The following is a 17893-nucleotide window of genomic DNA, read 5'->3' as shown; positions in this document are numbered from 1 at the left end:
TATCACAGGCTGTTTTGTACACTTCTTCCTTCCCCTACCCCATTGTGCGCTCCTGTTGTGCCAAATACTCACTCAGTGAGAAAGTTGATTTTTAAAACCGATAACTTATCAGATACTTAAACTCGTTTAATCCACATTATGAGTAACACTTGGTGAAGAAAGCTTTTCTTATCTCGGCTCTACTTTTATCTGGCTGTGCTTATCACAAAAATCCTCCAGAAACGCCCACTTCGTCTCACAATCAACAGCAAGTGATCAATCAACTTTTAAACTACGTGGCAGGTCAAGCCAAAGAAAAGTGGGGAGAAGACGAATTTGTTCAGGCGGGTAAACACCGTTATGTGAAATACTTGGACGGCTATCGTACTAGAGCTCATATCGACTTTGACCGAGGCAAGATTTACGTTTCTACTCTGTCTCAGCGCAACCCTAAAGAGCACCCACAAAAAGCGATTGTACAAACTTTGCTTATGCCCGCCGATCCAGAACATGCAGAACTCTTTTCTGATAAGGAAGTCGTTCTAAAAGGAAAGCCGTTTTTGCTAGGCCAAGTACTCGATCATGATGGAAAGCCTATCGAATGGCAGTGGCGAGCGAACCGTTACGCCAACCACTTGATCAACACTCAACTGAACACTAAGCCGATAAAGAATGGCAAAGCCTATTATGTTGAAATCACGATGACGAAAGATCACTTACAGCAACGTGAATATCAATATGCGGAACTGATCCAAAATGCAGCAAAACGTTATGGCTTGTCTGAAGATCTGATCTACTCAATTATCAAGACAGAAAGCAGTTTCAACCCTTACGCGGTAAGTCATGCTGGTGCATACGGGTTAATGCAGGTCATTCCTAAGACGGCAGGGGCTGATGTATTTAACTTAGTCAAAAATAAACCAGGTATCCCGACCAAAGAGTACCTCTTTGATCCTGCAAATAATATTGATACTGGTGCTGCCTATTTTTACATCCTTAAGAACCGCTACTTACGTGATGTAAAGCACCCTACGTCACTGCATTTCAGTATGATTTCAGCCTATAACGGGGGGACAGGCGGAGTGCTGGCTACCTTTGATAAAGATAGAAAACGAGCAATGACTAAACTAAACCAAATGGCTCCAAAGCAAGTTTATACTGCTCTCACCACTCAACACCCAAAGGACGAAGCACGACGCTATTTGCAAAAAGTTTTGTATTTTCAGAAGGATTTTAATGAGAATGTGTTAACCAAATAACGCACTTTATTTCAACACCCCCATCGTGCTCAAAAAACCAACAAACGGTTAACAAGTCTCTATTATTCATAGACTTAAAAATGAAAAATTAAGAAAACAGGACACCGATACTTACAATATTTGTGCCCGATTTACCTAGCGGTCCTCGGCAATACTGATATGATCATTTCATACCAATAAACCTCCAATTTTCTACATCCTATTTGTTGGTTAACAAGGCCTATCGGACTCAGCATCTTATAGGCCTTTGTATTTATCTCAATCCCAAAACTTCATACACATTAAGCACTTCCCAGCTTATGCATGATCTTTGCGGCAAAAACCGCTGTTCACGACCAAACAATATGTTAGGATGGTCGGCTTTCGTGACGCAACTCACATTTTACTGTGAGACATAGTGTCCAAATCCACATTGCTCGCTTAACCGCAGCATATAGTGAATAGTGATTATTTAATGCTAAATTCTAATACTGCTGAATCAACTTCAGCAGCATCAAGCTCAGCGTACGATGCTATCCATCCACCTGAACGACTGAGACAGCTCGCAGCCAAACTGGAAATGAACAACCCAGTGTTTTGGATTAGCGGCTCTTTTCTTACTCTATTCGTTCTACTTGCCCTTACCCATCCTGTTACTCTCTCTTCTCTGGTCGATTCTGGTTTTCAACTGGCAACTCGATATTTTGGCGCATTTTGGCAAATTTTACTGTTAGCCAACTTCGTTATTGGCCTCGCGCTCTGTTTTGGTCGGACTGGTGATGTCCGCTTAGGTGGTCTCAACACCCCTGACGTAACGAATTTCAAATGGCTATCGATAGTGTTGTGTACACTGCTCGCAGGTGGTGGCGTGTTCTGGGCTGCGGCCGAACCCATCGCACACTTTGTTTCACCTCCACCTTTATTTGGCTCTCAAGATGCCAAAACCAATGCCATCAACGCACTTTCTCAGTCTTTTGTACATTGGGGTTTCTTGGCTTGGGCTGTTTTAGGTTGTTTATCTTCCATTGTGTTAATGCATCTGCATTACGACAAAGGCTTACCTCTAAAACCGAGAACCTTGCTATACCCATTGCTTGGAGAAAGAGCCATTAAAAGCGGAATCGGCAACACGGTAGATGCACTGAGTATTATCGCGGTTGCCGCTGGCACAATTGGCCCTATTGGTTTTCTGGGGCTGCAAATCAGCTATGCCATGCAAGAGCTGTTTGGCATTACGGACACCTTCACAACCCAAGCTATAGTAGTGGTCGTTGCGATGGTATTTTATACCCTCTCGGCATTAAGCGGAGTCAATCGCGGTATCCAGATGGTGAGTCGCTATAACATTATTCTTACCGTGGCTCTTATCGTATTTATTCTATTTGCTGGTCCCACTGGCTTTATTATCGATAGCTATGTTCAAGGTTTAGGTCAAATGATTGACCAATTTGTTCCAATGGCGCTGTATCGAGGAAACCCTGAGTGGTTAGGTTGGTGGACGGTGTTCTTCTGGGGCTGGTTTATTGGCTATGCTCCGATGATGGCGATTTTTATTGCCCGCATTTCCCGTGGTCGCACTATCCGCCAATTAGTACTTGCCATTAGTATCGCCGCCCCACTAGTAACTTGCTTTTGGTTCACCATCGTCGGTGGTTCTGGACTTGCCTTTGAATTGGAGAACCCTGGCGTGATTCAGGCAAGCTTTGAGGGATTCAATATGCCAGGGGCACTGTTAGCGATTACACAACAGTTACCATTCCCGACGCTGATCTCCATTTTATTTTTGATTCTCACCACGACTTTTATTGTCACCACAGGTGACTCCATGACTTACACCATCACCATGGTGATCAGTGGAGACAAAGAACCGAACGCGACGATTCGAGCTTTCTGGGGAATCATTATGGGTGCCGTTGCCATTGTTCTGATTTCGTTGGGCAGTGGTGGGATCTCTGCATTACAGTCATTTATTGTTATCACCGCAGTGCCTGCCTCCGTCATTATTGCGCCGAGTCTTTGGTATGCACCAAAAATTGCCAATCAGTTGGGCAAATCAGCAACGACTTTGACGCTATAACAAAGTCACCTGCGAGTTAAAACTATATTACGGCAAGCACTTTACGCTTGCCGTTTTTCATCCTAACTATCTTTGTAGTGTCAATACGCCCTACCTGAACGTTGGTTAAATTGAGCTTGCAAGAAAGGTAGCAACAATAGGCCGATGATAGCCGAACAGACCGATATCACCACAAAGAACCCAGTCCAATGGAACTGCTTTAATACCATAGCAAGTGGGTAACCAGCAAGTGCTGCGCCCATATAGGCAAACAGTCCAACAAATCCTGTAGCCGCACCTGCTGAGTCTTTATGTGAGCACTCAGCCGCCGCCATACCAATCAGCATCTGCGGTCCAAATACAAAGAAACCAATGGCAAAGAAACCAGCAGACTGAAACACAAAATTGGTTAACGGCATTAACCAGAGCGCGGCAACAGACAGGAAAATCCCCATCGCGAAAATCAGGTTCATTGGCCCACGGTTGCCGCCGAATAGCTTATCTGAGCCCCAGCCAGCGACTAAAGACCCCACAAAGCCGCCGACTTCAAACAAAGATACTGATGCATTGGCGTTGATTAAACTGTAATGATGCTGCTCAGTCAGATACAAGTTACCCCAGTCATTAATCGCCGTACGGACGATGTAAACCAACACGTAGCTAAAAGCGAGTAACCAGATGTATTTATTGTTGAGAACATACGACCAGAGAATCTGTTTCGGCTTCAGCCCTATTCCATCGTTTTCTTGAGCCAGTTCTAACTTATCGTTGCGCCATTGGCCTACGGTAGGCAATCCCATTGACGTGGGTTTATCACGCAGTCGCCAACAGAGAAATAAACCTATTAGCACGCTTATTACACCCGGAATAATAAACCCTTCGCGCCAACTATAATGAAAGGTTAGAAAGCCCACCAGCAAAGGAATCATCGCACCACCGACATTATGTGCTGTATTCCAAAGCGACCAGAAAAATCCTCTTTCGGTTCTGGAGTACCAAGTGGTCAAAAGCTTGGAACAGGACGGCCAGCCCCAACCTTGGAACCAAGCATTAACAATCCATAAGCTGGCAAGAACAAACAGCGAACTCGACAAACCAAAGACAATATTAACCACTCCACTGGCAATAAGCCCGATACCCATAAAATAACGAGGGTTGGAACGGTCTGAAATAATACCTGAGACAAATTTTGATAGCCCATACATCAAATAGAACATGGTACCCATCATGCCGATATCTCCCTTGTCTAAACCAAGGTCGGCAATAAGTGCAGGCGCGGTGTAATTGAAGGTTTTTCGGGTGAGATAAAAACCGGCATAGCCGAGATACATTCCCAGCATGATGTGAAAACGCCAGTACCGATAGCGAATATCGACACTCGCGCTATCTTGATGTTTCATCTGTTGTTCTGCTACTTTGACTGTCATGAACTATCCCGCTACACCAATGGAAGTCGTGCATCAATTTCGGTGCCACGTTGTGTTTCATCTCCGTCAACAACGCTGCGAATCTCAAACTGGCCACCTAACGCTTGAACACGCTCTTTCATGCCTTTAAGGCCAAACCCTTTTTGGCTATCTTGAAGCGGAAAGCCAATGCCATCATCAGCAATCTTCAGCGTGATTGTCGCATCAATGACAAGCTCTATTCGCACCTGTTTGGCTTGAGCGTATTTGAGACTGTTATTCAGCGCTTCTTGGCATAAACGGAACAAAGTAACCTCCATCATATCTGAGAGCACTCGCTGGCTAACATTGTCGACAGTAAATTCAACTTCAATACCAAGCTGTTCAAACTCCATCTCACGCACCATTTGCTGAATAGCGGAGATCACGTCTAAATCATCCAAGGTTTTTGGTCTTAATCGAGTAAGCAGTCCTTTTGTGGTGTCATAGACATTCAGAGACAAGGATTCAATGGTATCAGCGCAACCAATGCTCAAATCAGGATTGTTGACGCGCTTAATAATGCTCGCTTGCGTTCGAATAGCAGTGATATTCTGCCCAATTTCATCATGCAGTTCGCGAGCAATGTGCTTACGCACCGACTCTTCCGCTTGCACCAACTGTTTCGCTAAGTGCTTATTGCGAGTAAGTTCAGATCGAAGCTGATGGTTTAAATCGCGCTGTCTCTGCACCGCCATACCCAGCAATATTCCTGTTAATGATTGAGCACTTATCGATAACAGCAAGTCCGTGACCTCCAACTGTGATACCCCACTACGCGCGGCTATTAATGCACAACTATTAAGAAGCGTACCTAGCAGAGCACCCTGCCATCCATAACGAAACGCAAGCAAGATGATGGGTATTGCCAAACAAAACGGAGCAAAGCGCCTGAGCTCGTCAGGCAGGCCGACTTGCAGAGAAATGCTCACCGCAAACAGTGCAATGAACAGCAAAATGGGCTTATAGTGAAATTCGATTGGTTGATGGATGAGGTTAGATGTCAAAGGTCGCCACGTACTTTGAAACAGGTAATTCCAGATGAGGTAACAACTCGGCACTAGCATAAGCCCCGCCGTAATACTCACCAAACCAACGAAACTCAGAGAGTCACTATGACTGCCGACAACAAGCATGTTAATCAGAGCGCAAGCAACAATCGCTGCGGCTTGAATAAGTAATCGTCGCCACTGAGCGCCTTGATAATAACGCTCAGCAACCAAGGCAACCGGAATACTTAGCGCACTAGCAACCAAAATGGCCGACCACTGAGGCTGCGCAAGCAAAATAGCCAGAGAGATGGTTAAGCACCACTCAGCAGCATAAACGGCACCCCAGTATTTTTTAGCAGCATGCAGAGTAATACCAAGCCTAAGGGCGAACGGGAAAAACAGAATTGCCAACTCGGCGTCGTTAACGAAGTAATAGGAAATCACCCATAAACAAAACCAACTGCACAGAGTTATCAGCCATGCACTGGCGCTGGCAACGAGGTAAGTTCGCATTACAACGTCGCTTCTGCCCTAAACAACTTGGCAAGTTCCACATTGTTTTTGACAGCAAGTTTATCCAGTGCATTAGCACGATGAACATGAACGGTTTTGTGACTTAATCCAAGTTCAGCCGCTACCGCCTTCACATCGAGTCCCGTTGCCAAGAGCTCTGACACTTCATATTCACGTTTAGTGAGTCGAGATAAGGCTTGTTGGAACGGTCTTGGAGAAGCCAGTTTGATGGCAATATCCGGGGTAAGATAGCAACCACCGTTGGCACTGGTTCGCACCGCTTGAATCAGTTCATCAGGACTGCAACGTTTGGTCAAATAACCAAGTGCACCTAATTCCAATGCCTTTTCCACCATCGCAGGAGAGTCATGCACACTGAGCATCACACAGGCAATGCCCTTGGGCATCGACTCTAGTAACGCGAGACCACTTTCGTCCGGCATCGAGATATCCAGAATACATACCTGTACACCACAGCCCGGCTGCCCTCTTTTAGCTTCTTCAACCGAGCTAAACTCACCGACTACATTAATGTCTTCCTCTAGATTGAGTAATTGAGCAAACCCAGAACGTACGATGATGTGGTCATCCACTAAAACAACATTGATCATGATGAAGTACCGACTAGAGAAAGGCGAAAAATGGGGTAACTTAACGCCGACGCATCGATTAAGCAAATAGCGTTTGGTTCTAAAAAAAGCGCTATCTATGATTCCAATGGCTCAGGCAAACCAAATGCGAAATCGTAGACAGCGCTTTTCAGGGGTATATTAAGCCGTAACTTGTTGTAACTGCTTCTTAGCTTTACGAATTTTCTTCTCTTCTGCGATAGCTACGAAGACAAGTAGACCGATACAAATCGCTGCAGATGTATCCAGCGCCGCAAAGGTACCTTTCCATCCTGTTAGACCAAAGATAGGCGTACCATCGGCAATCATACCTAAACCTAACTTCGCGAAGCTGTCACCAATGAGGTAAGCAAACGTACCTTTCACGCCGTCGGCAACGCTGATGGCTTTCTTAGGAACGAAACCTACTGCCGCTACACCAATAAGTAGTTGAGGACCAAAGACTAGGAAACCTAAGACAAATAGCGATGCAAGATACATAAATTCACTTGTCGCATGTTGATAGAATTCCAAGCTTACGATGATTAGCGCTAATGACACACACGCAACCAGAGCGCGACGACCATTTGCCAAATCAGACAGGTAACCCCAAAGTAAGGTACCCACTAACGCACCGACTTCGAATAAAGTGAAGCCAGATATTGCCGTTTCTTTGGATAGACCAAGTTCTTGATAGGCATAAACCGTTGACCATTGGTCGATACCGATACGCACGATATACAAGAAGATGTTGGCAAAACACAGTAGCCAAATCACTTTGTTTTTAAGTACATACTCAACAAAGATTTCACGCTTGGTCATTTGGTTTTCTTCAGCCGCTTCGTCTTCTTCACTCACCGCTTCATCAAATAACTCTTCTACTTTACCTAGACCGTAAGCTTCAGGAGAGTCACTACCGTAACGAAGACCAAAGAAACCAACCACTAAAGCAATCAGAGACGGGAACACAAACATACCAATAACGTGGCCATCAAACAGGTAGTTAGCACCGAATAGCGCAACACCCGCCGCACCTGCACCACCTACGTTGTGCGACATGTTCCAAAGACCAAGGTATGAACCACGCTTGTTACGTGGCGTCCACTTAGTAATGGTTGAGTAACTAGAAGGTCCACCGGTACTTTGGAAGAAACCGCTCAGTGCATAAAACGCAATCATGAGGAATAGACTAACGCTGCCGCCACCCATACTGAAACTGAAGCCAAGCATCGCAAGACCGGAAAGGATCAGCATAAACGGAAGGAACTGTTTAGTGTTCTTGCCATCGGCATAGTAGGACACCACGGTTTTACCAATACCGTAAGTGATGGAGAAACCAAGACCAATCAAACCAAGTTCAGTCATGGAAAGCCCATAGTTCGAAATCATATCGTTTTGCGCGATATTGAAGTTCTTACGAATCAGGTACATGGTCATGTAACCGATAAAGACGACTAAATAGGACTGTAAGAAGGGTTTAAACCACATTTTGCGTCTTTGCTCGACGGGAAGATCCAACGTCGGCTTACGCACTTGCTCTAGAAATTTCAACATGATGAATCCTTAGACTCTCAACATAAGGGCAACGCAACCTGAAGAACGACTCTGAGTCACTCTTGGTTTGGTGCAAAAAGTAAATTCGTTTGAGGTTCAGCGCTGAAGGCGCTGAAAATCTATGGACGAGAGTGTAAGAATCGGTGGGTAAAATGGCTTGAGAGGCGGTCTTAGGAACACTAGGAAAAATTCCTAGTGTTCGCTCGTAACCAAAGAATACGTGAAACACATCACAGATGTCGGGGTTTACCAGAGCTCATTGTTAGCTGCTAGCTAACGTTTCTTGCTTTTAAACTGACTCGCGCGGGTCTTTTTATTCGTCCGTCGATTCGCCTGTTTGTCTCGTTTAGGGCGCTTGCTTTCCCCTGCTGATGGCAGATCGGTCACAGGGAATTCAGCGAGTTGTTCCAGTCTAAGTTCTCGAGATGTTAACTGCCGAATCGCTTCTAGATGAGCAGTTTCACCATGACACACTAACGATAGCGCTTGTCCTACATTTCCAGCTCGGGCAGTACGCCCTACTCGGTGCACGTAAACAGCTGGATCACTTGGCAGTTCATAGTTGATTACGACTGGGAGGTCGTCAACATGAATACCGCGCGCCAAAATATCCGTCGCTATCAATACTTGTATATCACCTTGCTTGAATGCTTGCAAAGTGTGCTCACGCTCTGCTTGCTCTTTATTGCCATGCAGTGCACCACTCGTGATGCCAGCCTTATTCAGTTTTTTACAAAGGGCATCAGCATTGTCTCGAGCACCGATAAACACAAGTATCTGCGGCCATTGATGTTGAGTAATTTGTTTGATCAGCACATTAGCCTTGCTGCCTTTGTTGACCAAGTAAAGCGACTCGGTAACTTGCGCAACAACACTATTGGCTTGATTCGCTGACACTTTGATAGGGTTACTGAGCAGTGTCATGACTTTTGCTTCCAGCGGTTCAGGCAGTGTCGCCGAGAACATTAAGGTTTGTTTTCTGTGGCTTAGTCGATCCATTATGCTCTGGATATCTGGCCAAAACCCCATGCCGAGTAACCGGTCAACCTCATCCAGCACGACAGCGTCAATACCTTGAGTGTCCACTCGCTGCTTGTTGATGATATCGAGCAAACGTCCTGGCGTTGCCACTACGATTTCTGGAGCAGCATCGAGCTGATGTATCTGTTGCTCTGCATCCTCTCCACCACAAACCACAGCGGCCGAATAGCCTAGTAGCGTCGCAATAAAGTCAATAGTCTCAGCCACCTGTTTCGCCAATTCACGCGTTGGTACTAGAATCAAGGCTTGTTTTATCTCATTGCTGAGCAACTGCTCAAGCAACCCAAGACCGAAGGCTAAGGTCTTACCGCTACCGGTTTGTGCCAGTGCCAAAAGATCTTGCTGCGCAGTAATGGCAGGAATCGCTAGAGTTTGAATATGAGTAGCATGTGAGAATTCAGCAGGAATGGCATCAATTAATGCCGAGCTTAACGTTAACTCAGAAAAAGACATGATAGGTTTGTATGATCGCAGGAATATGAGCGGATAATAGGGGGAAAGTGTCGGGAACTCCAGTATCTAGAGTAAGAAAAGTGCCATAGATGGCTTGTGCGCGGAAAAGCGAACCTACTCATATTGATGAGCAGGTTCTGATAGTCATTAAGACGCTGTCGCGTACTTTTCTAGCTCTGCGTGTGATGCAGTAGTGATAAACTCACCGTCTAGATAGAAATCTACTGAATCATTACCGCTAACACCGACAAGCGTGCGTGTATTGCCCGCATCATCAATAAAGTCCATTTGTGTTGTGTTGTCATCAAGCATAGACAGCTTAACAGGCGCAGTAGAGAACTTCTTGTCCACTTTATGGTTTACTTTGATATAAGCCTCTGCAGGCGTGTCCGCTACCGCTTTTTTCTTAGTTAGCGGGTTGGTACCCGTCCAGAACTCGATAGAGTTAATCACGAATAAGTCCGCTGCCGCAGTAATGGCATAAACTGGTGACATCAAAGTGTACAAACCAGCACGTGCATAACGGTTGTCCACACCTTTTAGGTTAACTTCATACATTACCATACTCGTTGTTGCCATTTGGCCAATACAGCCAGTTAACATGGTAGACATTAGTGCAGCAGCGATAGTGGTTTTAATTAGTTTCATTTGTTTCGCGATCCTCTCGCATCACCACAATAAGTCCGTGATGAGCAAGTTGATTAAAGTGGATTATTTCCCAGGAAGAGCGCTGAGTGAATGCCTCTTCCCATTTAGACCATTAATAAATGGCGCGCGATTATAGCCACACTTTAATGCATCGCAAGAGCTAAAAATCATCAAATTTAGCGATAAAAACAAAGCGGTTGAATCAAAATCACCACCGAACAGAAAAGATAATACAGTAAGGTTTTTTTATTATTTATAATCATTAACTTATAAAAATAAAAAACCTTGATGAAAATTCCGAAAAGCAGCCAGATTTTATTCTTAAAAAACCATAAAACATAGGGCTGAAGGCCAATTCTTACAACCCTGTCGATAATGCCTACAACATGACTAGGCTTGCCGTTCCCAGAAAGGCGAAAAAACCGACCACATCCGTTACCGTAGTTAAGATAACCGAACCCGCCAATGCTGGGTCAAGTTTCAACTTATCTAACACCAATGGAATCAACACACCAAACAGCGCGGCAGTGATGATATTAACCACAATGGCTAGCGCTATGGTCGCACCAAGTATGGGCGACTGAAACCATAAGCCCGCCATAGCACCGATGATAATCGCCCATAACAAGCCATTAATCGCCCCAATACCTAACTCGTTTTTGATAAGGGCAAATCGGTTACCTGACGTAATCTGATTCAGCGCCATCGAGCGCACGATCAGAGTAAGGGTTTGGCTACCCGCAATGCCACCCATTGAACCAACGATAGGCATTAGGATAGCGAGAGCCACCACCTGGGAAATCACATTTTCAAACAATCCAATCGTAACGGATGCCAAGATCGCCGTAAGCAAATTAATACCTAACCAAACGCCACGTTTTTGTGAGCTTTTTAGTACCGGAGCAAACAGATCATCCCCCTCATCCATACCGGTACCTGCCATTAAGCGCGTTTCATAGATTTCTCGCTGAGTACTCAGTGCAAATTTCCAATCTATCTCTCCCACTAACAACTTGCGCTCATCAAGAATAGGCAGCGCACTAAAAGAAGAGCGTTCCATGGCTTCCACGGATTCGGCAAGGGTTAGCTTTGCGCTTAATGTTGTCACATGCTCAAGGACTAATTGTTTGATCCGTGTTTTCGGTTCGCTTTTGAGTACGTCGCTGTAATCAACCATGCCTCGAAATCGCTTTTGCTTATCAATAAGATAGATATGTTCTGGTTGTTCGTAATTGTATTTATCAATCAACAATTTCGCTCTATCTACCGAGATATTAAAAGGAATCGTCATGACCTTTCGGTCTGCCCAACGACCAATTTCATCGTCGTCGTACTCATTCGCTTGATCATAAAGCTCAAGCTCATCTTTCTCTAATAGGGAGATGGCTTCCGCAATAATGTCGTCTGGAAGAGAATCCGCCCACTCAATTAACGATAGGTTATCGAGTTTTGCTAATGTCAGTCTAAGTTCGGTTTCAGATAATGCATCAAGAATGGAAATACGTACTTCCGCACGTGTCTCAGTCAATACTTCTATATGCATTTCCAGCGGCAATTCACGCCACAAACGTACCCTTTGCTCGATAGGAAAAGCTTCCAATATCAAACCAACCGATGACGATTCCATCCCTTGCTCTATAAGTTCATTCAGCACACTCGGTTGCTCATGTTCTTCAGCCTGAGAGATTTGTTCGATTTGTATGGATAGATCTTGGAATTCGCTCACTCGTTGCTCCGTGCGCTAGTAATACTTAACAATGCCTAATTAGGTCAGCGCTATAAATTACCTGAATATCACATGCTTTTGAATGATTGAATCGGGAATAGTGGTGAATACTAAGATTAAGGAGTAACCCCCTAGCTATTGAGGAGCCCAAGCGAGGTTTACATACCTTACATTGCAAACCTCTACCTCAAAGTGACGACTACGCCAATGAGATACTTTGATTACCAATGACGCTGTCTTGGTTCAAACTTTGGCGCGGTTTTGTTTTTCAACGCTTGTTGTACCCGAACGAAGTTTCGTCCAAGCATGATTCGGATTTGACTGTATGTCTCATAGGCCAGTAACTTCCATGCTGGCGCGGTCCAATAGCGCGTATACATATGTTTCATAGCGGCGGTGACATCCGGTGATTTCTGCGCAATTTGAGAGCATAACGCTAGTGCTTCCACCATTGGCTCATCATTCACTTCAGTGACCAACCCCAAAGATAACGCAGTCTCAGCGTCCAATTCCGTCGCACAAATAGAGATTCGCATCGCTTTATCCTTAGGCATTATTTCTCTCAAAGCGATAGACCCTGCCATATCCGACGTTAATCCCATTCTTGATTCCATAATCGAAAGGTTGGCATTCGGCGCACAAAGCCTAAAATCGGCACCTAAAGCAATCTGCATCCCCGCTCCCCAGCAATACCCTTCTATAACCGCAATAACAGGAACGGACAGCTTTCGCCAGTTGCTACTGACTTGCTGGGCACGATTGGACTGACCGGGTAGCCATTTGAATAGAAGCTTTGCTGCAAAACTCTTGTTTTTCATCATCGATTTAAAATCTAAGCCCGAGCTAAAGTTACCTTCACTTCCCGTCAAAATAACGGCTCTGAGCATTCGATCTTTACGTAACACTTTGCTCACATGAATCAATTCATTAAACATCAGCATATCAACAGCGTTGAGCTTCTCTGGCCGATTCAAACTCACAATGACTACGTGATTGTCTCTCATCACTTTAATGCGTTGATAATCCATCCTTTAACCCTCTTTTCTGCTCGTTCCGCCCCCGATCTACAGGAGACTTAATCATCATATTCAAAGTGTAGTCTGCCCTTCCAAGTAATTAGAATTAATGCTCTAAAATGAGATATCGTCACACAAAAACCTCTCATGATGCGCTGATAGGTGCTATTTCGTCATTGTGAACGAGGTGTACTATTAGCACTTCAATTGTCAAGATTCATGAAGTGAGTCGAATTAATGACCGTAAAACCTTGTAATACGCCATCTTAGTGTTTGAATGTATTACACGTAACGGACAATTAGGATGTCTATCCACGATGAAGGGAAATCAACCACGTTTTGACCAATTCAACAGCCATGCTAGCCAGCATCAACAAAGCAAAGAGCCATGGTGGCAGATGGGACTCTATGCCGCTTTCACTTATGTCTTACTCACTTTTGTACTGCCAAGATGTTTAGGAACAGACAACGCGGCCGGCGCTGCTCTTGTTGAGCTTTGTGCCGACCATGCCATATTGATTTCGGCTCTATGGCTGTCTCCCATGATTCATTCTTTATTTCACCACGTAGCCCTGAAGCGAAATCAAGCAAGCGCACAAAAGCCGGTATAAGCAAAACAGCACCATCCACCATTATTTTTTGTCTTGGCTTGATCCCACAAATTCATAATGTTACTGTGGTTGCGATGACGAAAATATGGCCACAAGGAGTGTGCTTTGCCGAATATTCAAGTGAGTCGTTGGCGAGTTGAATCCTGTCCTGAATCACTGGAACAGAAAATCATCTCTGCTGTCGCCTACAAAGAAATGAAGGGAACTATTTCTGATTTTGAGTTGTGTCAGATATTCGGAGAAACCGTTTGGAAGAGCGGAGACAATTATCATACACATGCCGTTTCTGTGCTAATCAACGAGACAGAACGATGCTGTAGAGTCATTCCGAGATTGCCAGTTGGGTAACTTGCATTGAAAAACTAATATATTGATATAAAAAGGGTCTACCACTGGTAGACCCTTTTTATATTCTTGCATTTAGCTCTGCGAGTAGATGGCTTCCAATTTTTCATCTTTACGCTTCCAAACATCGTTAAGCCAATTGTGAAAGCGACGTTTGAAGACTTTATCATTGAAATAGTCACCATTGAGATTTTCATCCATCTGATAAACATCAATTTTGACCACCACTTTCGTTAACTTACCTTTCAATAAATCATTAAATGGGTCTTCTCGGTTCTCCGGATAAGCCAACGTAATGTCAACGACACCATCTAGCAAATGATTCATGGCGTTTAACGTAAATGCGACGCCGCCCGTTTTCGGCTTAAGTAAGTGACGATATGGCGTCTTCACTGTCGCCAACTTTTCTTCGCTATAACGCGTACCTTCAACGAAACTGATCATTGTGGTCGGAACATGCTCAAACTTTTTGCATGCTTTACGAATCGCATTAAAGTCATCATTGCGTCGTTCTGGATGCTTAACCAAATAGGCTTGTGAGTGGCGCTTCATAAATGGCATATCTAGGCCCCAGCACGCAAGGCCGACAAACGGCACATACAGTAAACTTTGCTTGAGTAGGAATTTGCACATCGGCATTCTGTTTTTCATCACAGAGGTAATGATCACAATGTCAGCCCAACTTAGATGGTTAGACAACAACATATACCATTGGTCTGGCGTTAACTCGTCTCCGCCCTCAACGTCCCATTCAATTTTATTGTTTAGGTTAAGCAACCATAAATTAATCGTTGCCCAAAGCCACATCTGCTTATTAGATAAGCTTGTCATCAACGTCTGAACGAATTTTAGTGGCAGCACTACCTTAATAACAGAGAATGTACAAACCACGAATGCTGTGACGGCCGTATTCGCCATGACAAGAAAAGAGTTGATGAAGAGACGCAGATTGCTAAGCATACCAGTTGTTACATAAATAATAGAGGACGCAATGATAACAACTTTGTGAAAAACGTATAGTAAAGCTTTGTCATTCAAACGTGCCCTTGAGAAGGCACGCTTTATTTATCTAATAATAACAATGAGTTACTGAACCCACCCTGCCAGTTGTCCGACCAGGTAAAGACAGACACCTGCCATCACACCAGCGACAATATCGTCGATCATGATGCCTAAGCCACCATGCACGCGCTTGTCGAGCCAACCGATTGGCCATGGTTTCACCATATCGAAAAAACGAAATAGTACAAAACCTGTTAGTAGCCACTTCCAATCATCCACCGGTAATTTAAGTGCTGGCACTATCGCCATAGTGATCCAAAATCCAGCGAATTCATCCCATACGATGGAGCCATGGTCGTGAACACCCATATCATCAGAGGTTACTTGGCAGATTTTTATCCCAATAAGGCAAGACAATAAAACCGCAACCAAATACATGCTCAAAGGAAGTTGCGCTAAAAGTAGATATAACGGAATCGCTGCCAGAGTACCCATGGTTCCGGGAATCACCGGAGATAGACCGCTGCCGAAGCCAGTTGCAAGTAAATGCCATGGGTTTTTCAAAGAGATTAAGTCGAGAGGGTTACTCATTGGCTCACCTTAAAGTGGTCATATCCACCTAACTGCCAGTCAAGTGGTTGGTCATTAGAATGTAGATCAAGATTGCCAGTCCCTGTTATTTGTCCTATGCAGGTAAACGGCGTGTTTGATAACGCGGTCTCCAGCTGCCCTCTATTGGCCTCTGGTACCGTAAAACAGAGCTCATACTCTTCTCCACTGGTCAGGGCATATTGCTTGGCAATATCCAAAGAATTAACAAATTGCATCAATTCCGAAGAGATGGGCAGTAAATCCACATCAATGCGAGCCCCAACATTGGAACGTTTTAATATATGCCCAAGATCGGAAATGAGTCCATCAGAGATATCAATAGCAGCCGATGCGATATCTCGTAGCGCAATTCCCGCAAGTACTCTTGGCGTTGACTTGAAATGGCGTTTTTCTAATTCGTGATTAAACGCTTTATCTGCACTGATATTATTTTCCAATATCACATCAAGGCCGGCCTTAGCATCTCCAAGGAAACCGGTGACATAAATCCAATCTCCGGAATTTGCGCCACCTCGAGTTAACGCCTTACCATGGGGTATTGTACCTTGCACAGTCAAAGTAATGGTTAGTGGCCCCTTAGTGGTATCACCACCAATAAGCTGTATACCGTAGTAATCAGCAAGGGAAAAAAAAGCCGAACAGAATCGTTCTAACCAAGGTTCATTAACTTCAGGCAATGAAATACCCATCGAAACCCAAGCAGGCGAAGCGCCCATTGCAGCCAAATCGCTAATGTTTGAGGCCAGTGCTTTGTGAGCTATCCATGCTGGATCGGCATCTGAAAGAAAGTGCGTCCCCGATACTAAAGTATCGGTGCTAATGGCAATGTGACTGTCAGCTGGAGGCGCGACAATGGCGCAATCATCACCTTGCGCTAAAACCACGTCTTTGCGTTGCTGCTGTTTATGCGCGAAGTACTTGTCGATTAAACTAAATTCACCGGACATCTTGTAGGCTTTGTGCTGGAAAGGTGAGAAGAGTATATAAAAAAGGCCAGCAATTTGCTGACCTTTTTACGAATAGACAAACGTTAATCGTTACTTTTTGCGAACGTGAGGTGCTGCTTTATCTAGAACACCATTAACGAACTTGTGGCTGTCTTCTGCTGCGAATACTTTCGCAAGCTCAATAGCTTCGTTGATAACCACTTTGTAAGGTACGTCTTCGCGGCTCGTCATTTCGTACATAGCTAGACGAAGAAGCGCAAGCTCCATCATGTCTAGATCTTGCATTGGACGAGAAACGAACGGACGTAACTTGCTGTCTAATTCCGTGTGATTCAACGCGACACCCGTGAGCAAATCACGGAAATATACAACGTCAGTCTCTGGCGCAGTCAACGCAGGCTCAGCAGCATGATGCTCTTCTTCATCATACTTACCACCTGATAAGAACTGTTCTTCAACAGTGGCAACATTTTCTTTAGTAATTTGCCAAGAATAAATTGCTTGCAGAGCAAATTGACGTGCATTACGACGTGCGGCTGGTTTCACACTGGCCCCCATTAGGAATCGATTTCAGAAAGAACGTTGATCATTTCAAGCGCGCTTAGTGCAGCCTCTGCACCTTTATTACCAGCCTTGGTTCCGGCACGCTCAATTGCTTGATCGATAGTATCAACAGTCAATACACCAAATGCTACTGGTAGGCTATATTCCAGAGACACTTGCGCAAGACCTTTATTACACTCACTACAAACATAGTCGAAATGTGGTGTACCGCCACGAATTACTGTACCCAAAGACACGATTGCATCAAACTTACCTGTTTTAGCAACTCGCTGAGCCACCAACGGTAGCTCTACCGCACCAGGGCAGCGAACAACAGTGATGTTGTCTTCACTTACTTGGCCGTGACGTTTTAAAGTATCGATAGCACCAGATAATAGACTTTCATTGATAAAACTATTGAAACGAGAAATTACAATAGCAATCTTTGCGTTCGGTGCTGGGAAGCCACCCTCGATAACTTTCATATGCTTTCCTTATAAACTATGTTCATCGCGCGAGAATCGCCGGATTCTAGCACAACTCAATTATTAATATCCACCGCTA

The 17893-nt window shown here is 44.6% G+C and carries 17 protein-coding genes; 4 read left to right on the top strand and 13 right to left on the bottom strand.

Annotation, left to right across the window (positions count from 1 at the left end; all coding sequences use genetic code 11):
- The first annotated feature begins 152 nt into the window (after positions 1-152).
- Both mltC and VTH8203_RS21245 read left to right on the top strand, forming a co-directional pair.
- Positions 153-1238: a membrane-bound lytic murein transglycosylase MltC gene (gene mltC / locus VTH8203_RS21250; protein ID WP_096995569.1), complete on the top strand. Its 1086-nt coding sequence runs from the start codon at positions 153-155 to the stop codon at positions 1236-1238.
- A gap of 454 nt (positions 1239-1692) precedes the next feature.
- Positions 1693-3294, top strand: a complete 1602-nt coding sequence (locus VTH8203_RS21245; protein ID WP_096995450.1) for a BCCT family transporter — start codon at positions 1693-1695, stop codon at positions 3292-3294.
- Between the two features lie 80 nt (positions 3295-3374).
- On the opposite strand, the gene VTH8203_RS21240 is transcribed toward VTH8203_RS21245, so the two are convergent.
- The 8 genes from VTH8203_RS21240 to VTH8203_RS21205 all read right to left on the bottom strand — a co-directional run bounded on the left by VTH8203_RS21240 (position 3375) and on the right by VTH8203_RS21205 (position 13281).
- Entirely contained in the window at positions 3375-4700 is a 1326-nt protein-coding gene (locus tag VTH8203_RS21240; protein ID WP_096995449.1) for an MFS transporter, read from the bottom strand.
- A gap of 11 nt (positions 4701-4711) precedes the next feature.
- The gene (gene uhpB, locus VTH8203_RS21235; RefSeq protein WP_096995448.1) at positions 4712-6223 is read right to left on the bottom strand and encodes a signal transduction histidine-protein kinase/phosphatase UhpB; all 1512 of its coding nucleotides are present in this window, start codon (positions 6221-6223) and stop codon (positions 4712-4714) included.
- A complete protein-coding gene (gene uhpA, locus VTH8203_RS21230; protein WP_096995447.1) occupies positions 6223-6834 on the bottom strand; it encodes a response regulator transcription factor UhpA in 612 nt (203 codons plus the stop codon). Before uhpA ends, uhpB begins: the two co-directional genes overlap by 1 nt.
- Positions 6835-6993: 159 nt before the next feature.
- On the bottom strand, positions 6994-8385 hold the full coding sequence (gene uhpT / locus VTH8203_RS21225; RefSeq protein ID WP_038229303.1) for a hexose-6-phosphate:phosphate antiporter UhpT: 1392 nt from the start codon (positions 8383-8385) through the stop codon (positions 6994-6996).
- 273 nt (positions 8386-8658) lie between these two features.
- The gene (locus VTH8203_RS21220) at positions 8659-9879 is read right to left on the bottom strand and encodes a DEAD/DEAH box helicase (protein WP_096995446.1); all 1221 of its coding nucleotides are present in this window, start codon (positions 9877-9879) and stop codon (positions 8659-8661) included.
- Between the two features lie 147 nt (positions 9880-10026).
- The gene (locus VTH8203_RS21215) at positions 10027-10527 is read right to left on the bottom strand and encodes a DUF3332 domain-containing protein (protein ID WP_096995445.1); all 501 of its coding nucleotides are present in this window, start codon (positions 10525-10527) and stop codon (positions 10027-10029) included.
- 379 nt (positions 10528-10906) lie between these two features.
- The gene (locus VTH8203_RS21210) at positions 10907-12253 is read right to left on the bottom strand and encodes a magnesium transporter (RefSeq protein ID WP_096995444.1); all 1347 of its coding nucleotides are present in this window, start codon (positions 12251-12253) and stop codon (positions 10907-10909) included.
- A 221-nt stretch (positions 12254-12474) separates the two neighbouring features.
- The gene (locus VTH8203_RS21205) at positions 12475-13281 is read right to left on the bottom strand and encodes a crotonase/enoyl-CoA hydratase family protein (protein ID WP_096995443.1); all 807 of its coding nucleotides are present in this window, start codon (positions 13279-13281) and stop codon (positions 12475-12477) included.
- Between the two features lie 305 nt (positions 13282-13586).
- On the opposite strand from VTH8203_RS21205, the gene VTH8203_RS21200 reads away from it, so the two are divergent.
- Both VTH8203_RS21200 and VTH8203_RS24655 read left to right on the top strand, forming a co-directional pair.
- Positions 13587-13880, top strand: coding sequence for a hypothetical protein (locus tag VTH8203_RS21200; RefSeq protein ID WP_096995442.1), 294 nt, complete (start codon positions 13587-13589; stop codon positions 13878-13880).
- Between the two features lie 105 nt (positions 13881-13985).
- Positions 13986-14228, top strand: coding sequence for a hypothetical protein (locus tag VTH8203_RS24655; protein ID WP_158296212.1), 243 nt, complete (start codon positions 13986-13988; stop codon positions 14226-14228).
- Positions 14229-14300: 72 nt separating this feature from the next.
- On the opposite strand, the gene yihG is transcribed toward VTH8203_RS24655, so the two are convergent.
- From yihG to ribH, 5 genes are all read right to left on the bottom strand, one after another.
- Complete coding sequence (gene yihG / locus VTH8203_RS21195) at positions 14301-15185, bottom strand: 1-acylglycerol-3-phosphate O-acyltransferase, YihG family (RefSeq protein ID WP_167385854.1); 885 nt, start codon at positions 15183-15185, stop codon at positions 14301-14303.
- A gap of 126 nt (positions 15186-15311) precedes the next feature.
- Positions 15312-15818: a phosphatidylglycerophosphatase A gene (gene pgpA, locus VTH8203_RS21190; protein ID WP_096995441.1), complete on the bottom strand. Its 507-nt coding sequence runs from the start codon at positions 15816-15818 to the stop codon at positions 15312-15314.
- Complete coding sequence (thiL, locus tag VTH8203_RS21185; RefSeq protein WP_096995440.1) at positions 15815-16786, bottom strand: thiamine-phosphate kinase; 972 nt, start codon at positions 16784-16786, stop codon at positions 15815-15817. The genes pgpA and thiL overlap by 4 nt, the downstream gene beginning before the upstream one ends.
- 90 nt (positions 16787-16876) lie before the next feature.
- On the bottom strand, positions 16877-17344 hold the full coding sequence (gene nusB / locus VTH8203_RS21180; protein WP_006069876.1) for a transcription antitermination factor NusB: 468 nt from the start codon (positions 17342-17344) through the stop codon (positions 16877-16879).
- Positions 17344-17814 (bottom strand): 6,7-dimethyl-8-ribityllumazine synthase, encoded by a 471-nt coding sequence (ribH, locus tag VTH8203_RS21175; protein ID WP_004415274.1) that lies wholly within the window; start codon positions 17812-17814, stop codon positions 17344-17346. Before ribH ends, nusB begins: the two co-directional genes overlap by 1 nt.
- Between the last annotated feature and the right edge of the window lie 79 nt (positions 17815-17893).

Source organism: Vibrio thalassae, from assembly GCF_900089835.1.
GTDB classification, from domain to species: domain Bacteria; phylum Pseudomonadota; class Gammaproteobacteria; order Enterobacterales; family Vibrionaceae; genus Vibrio; species Vibrio thalassae.
This window is presented reverse-complemented; position numbering and strand designations above follow the sequence as displayed.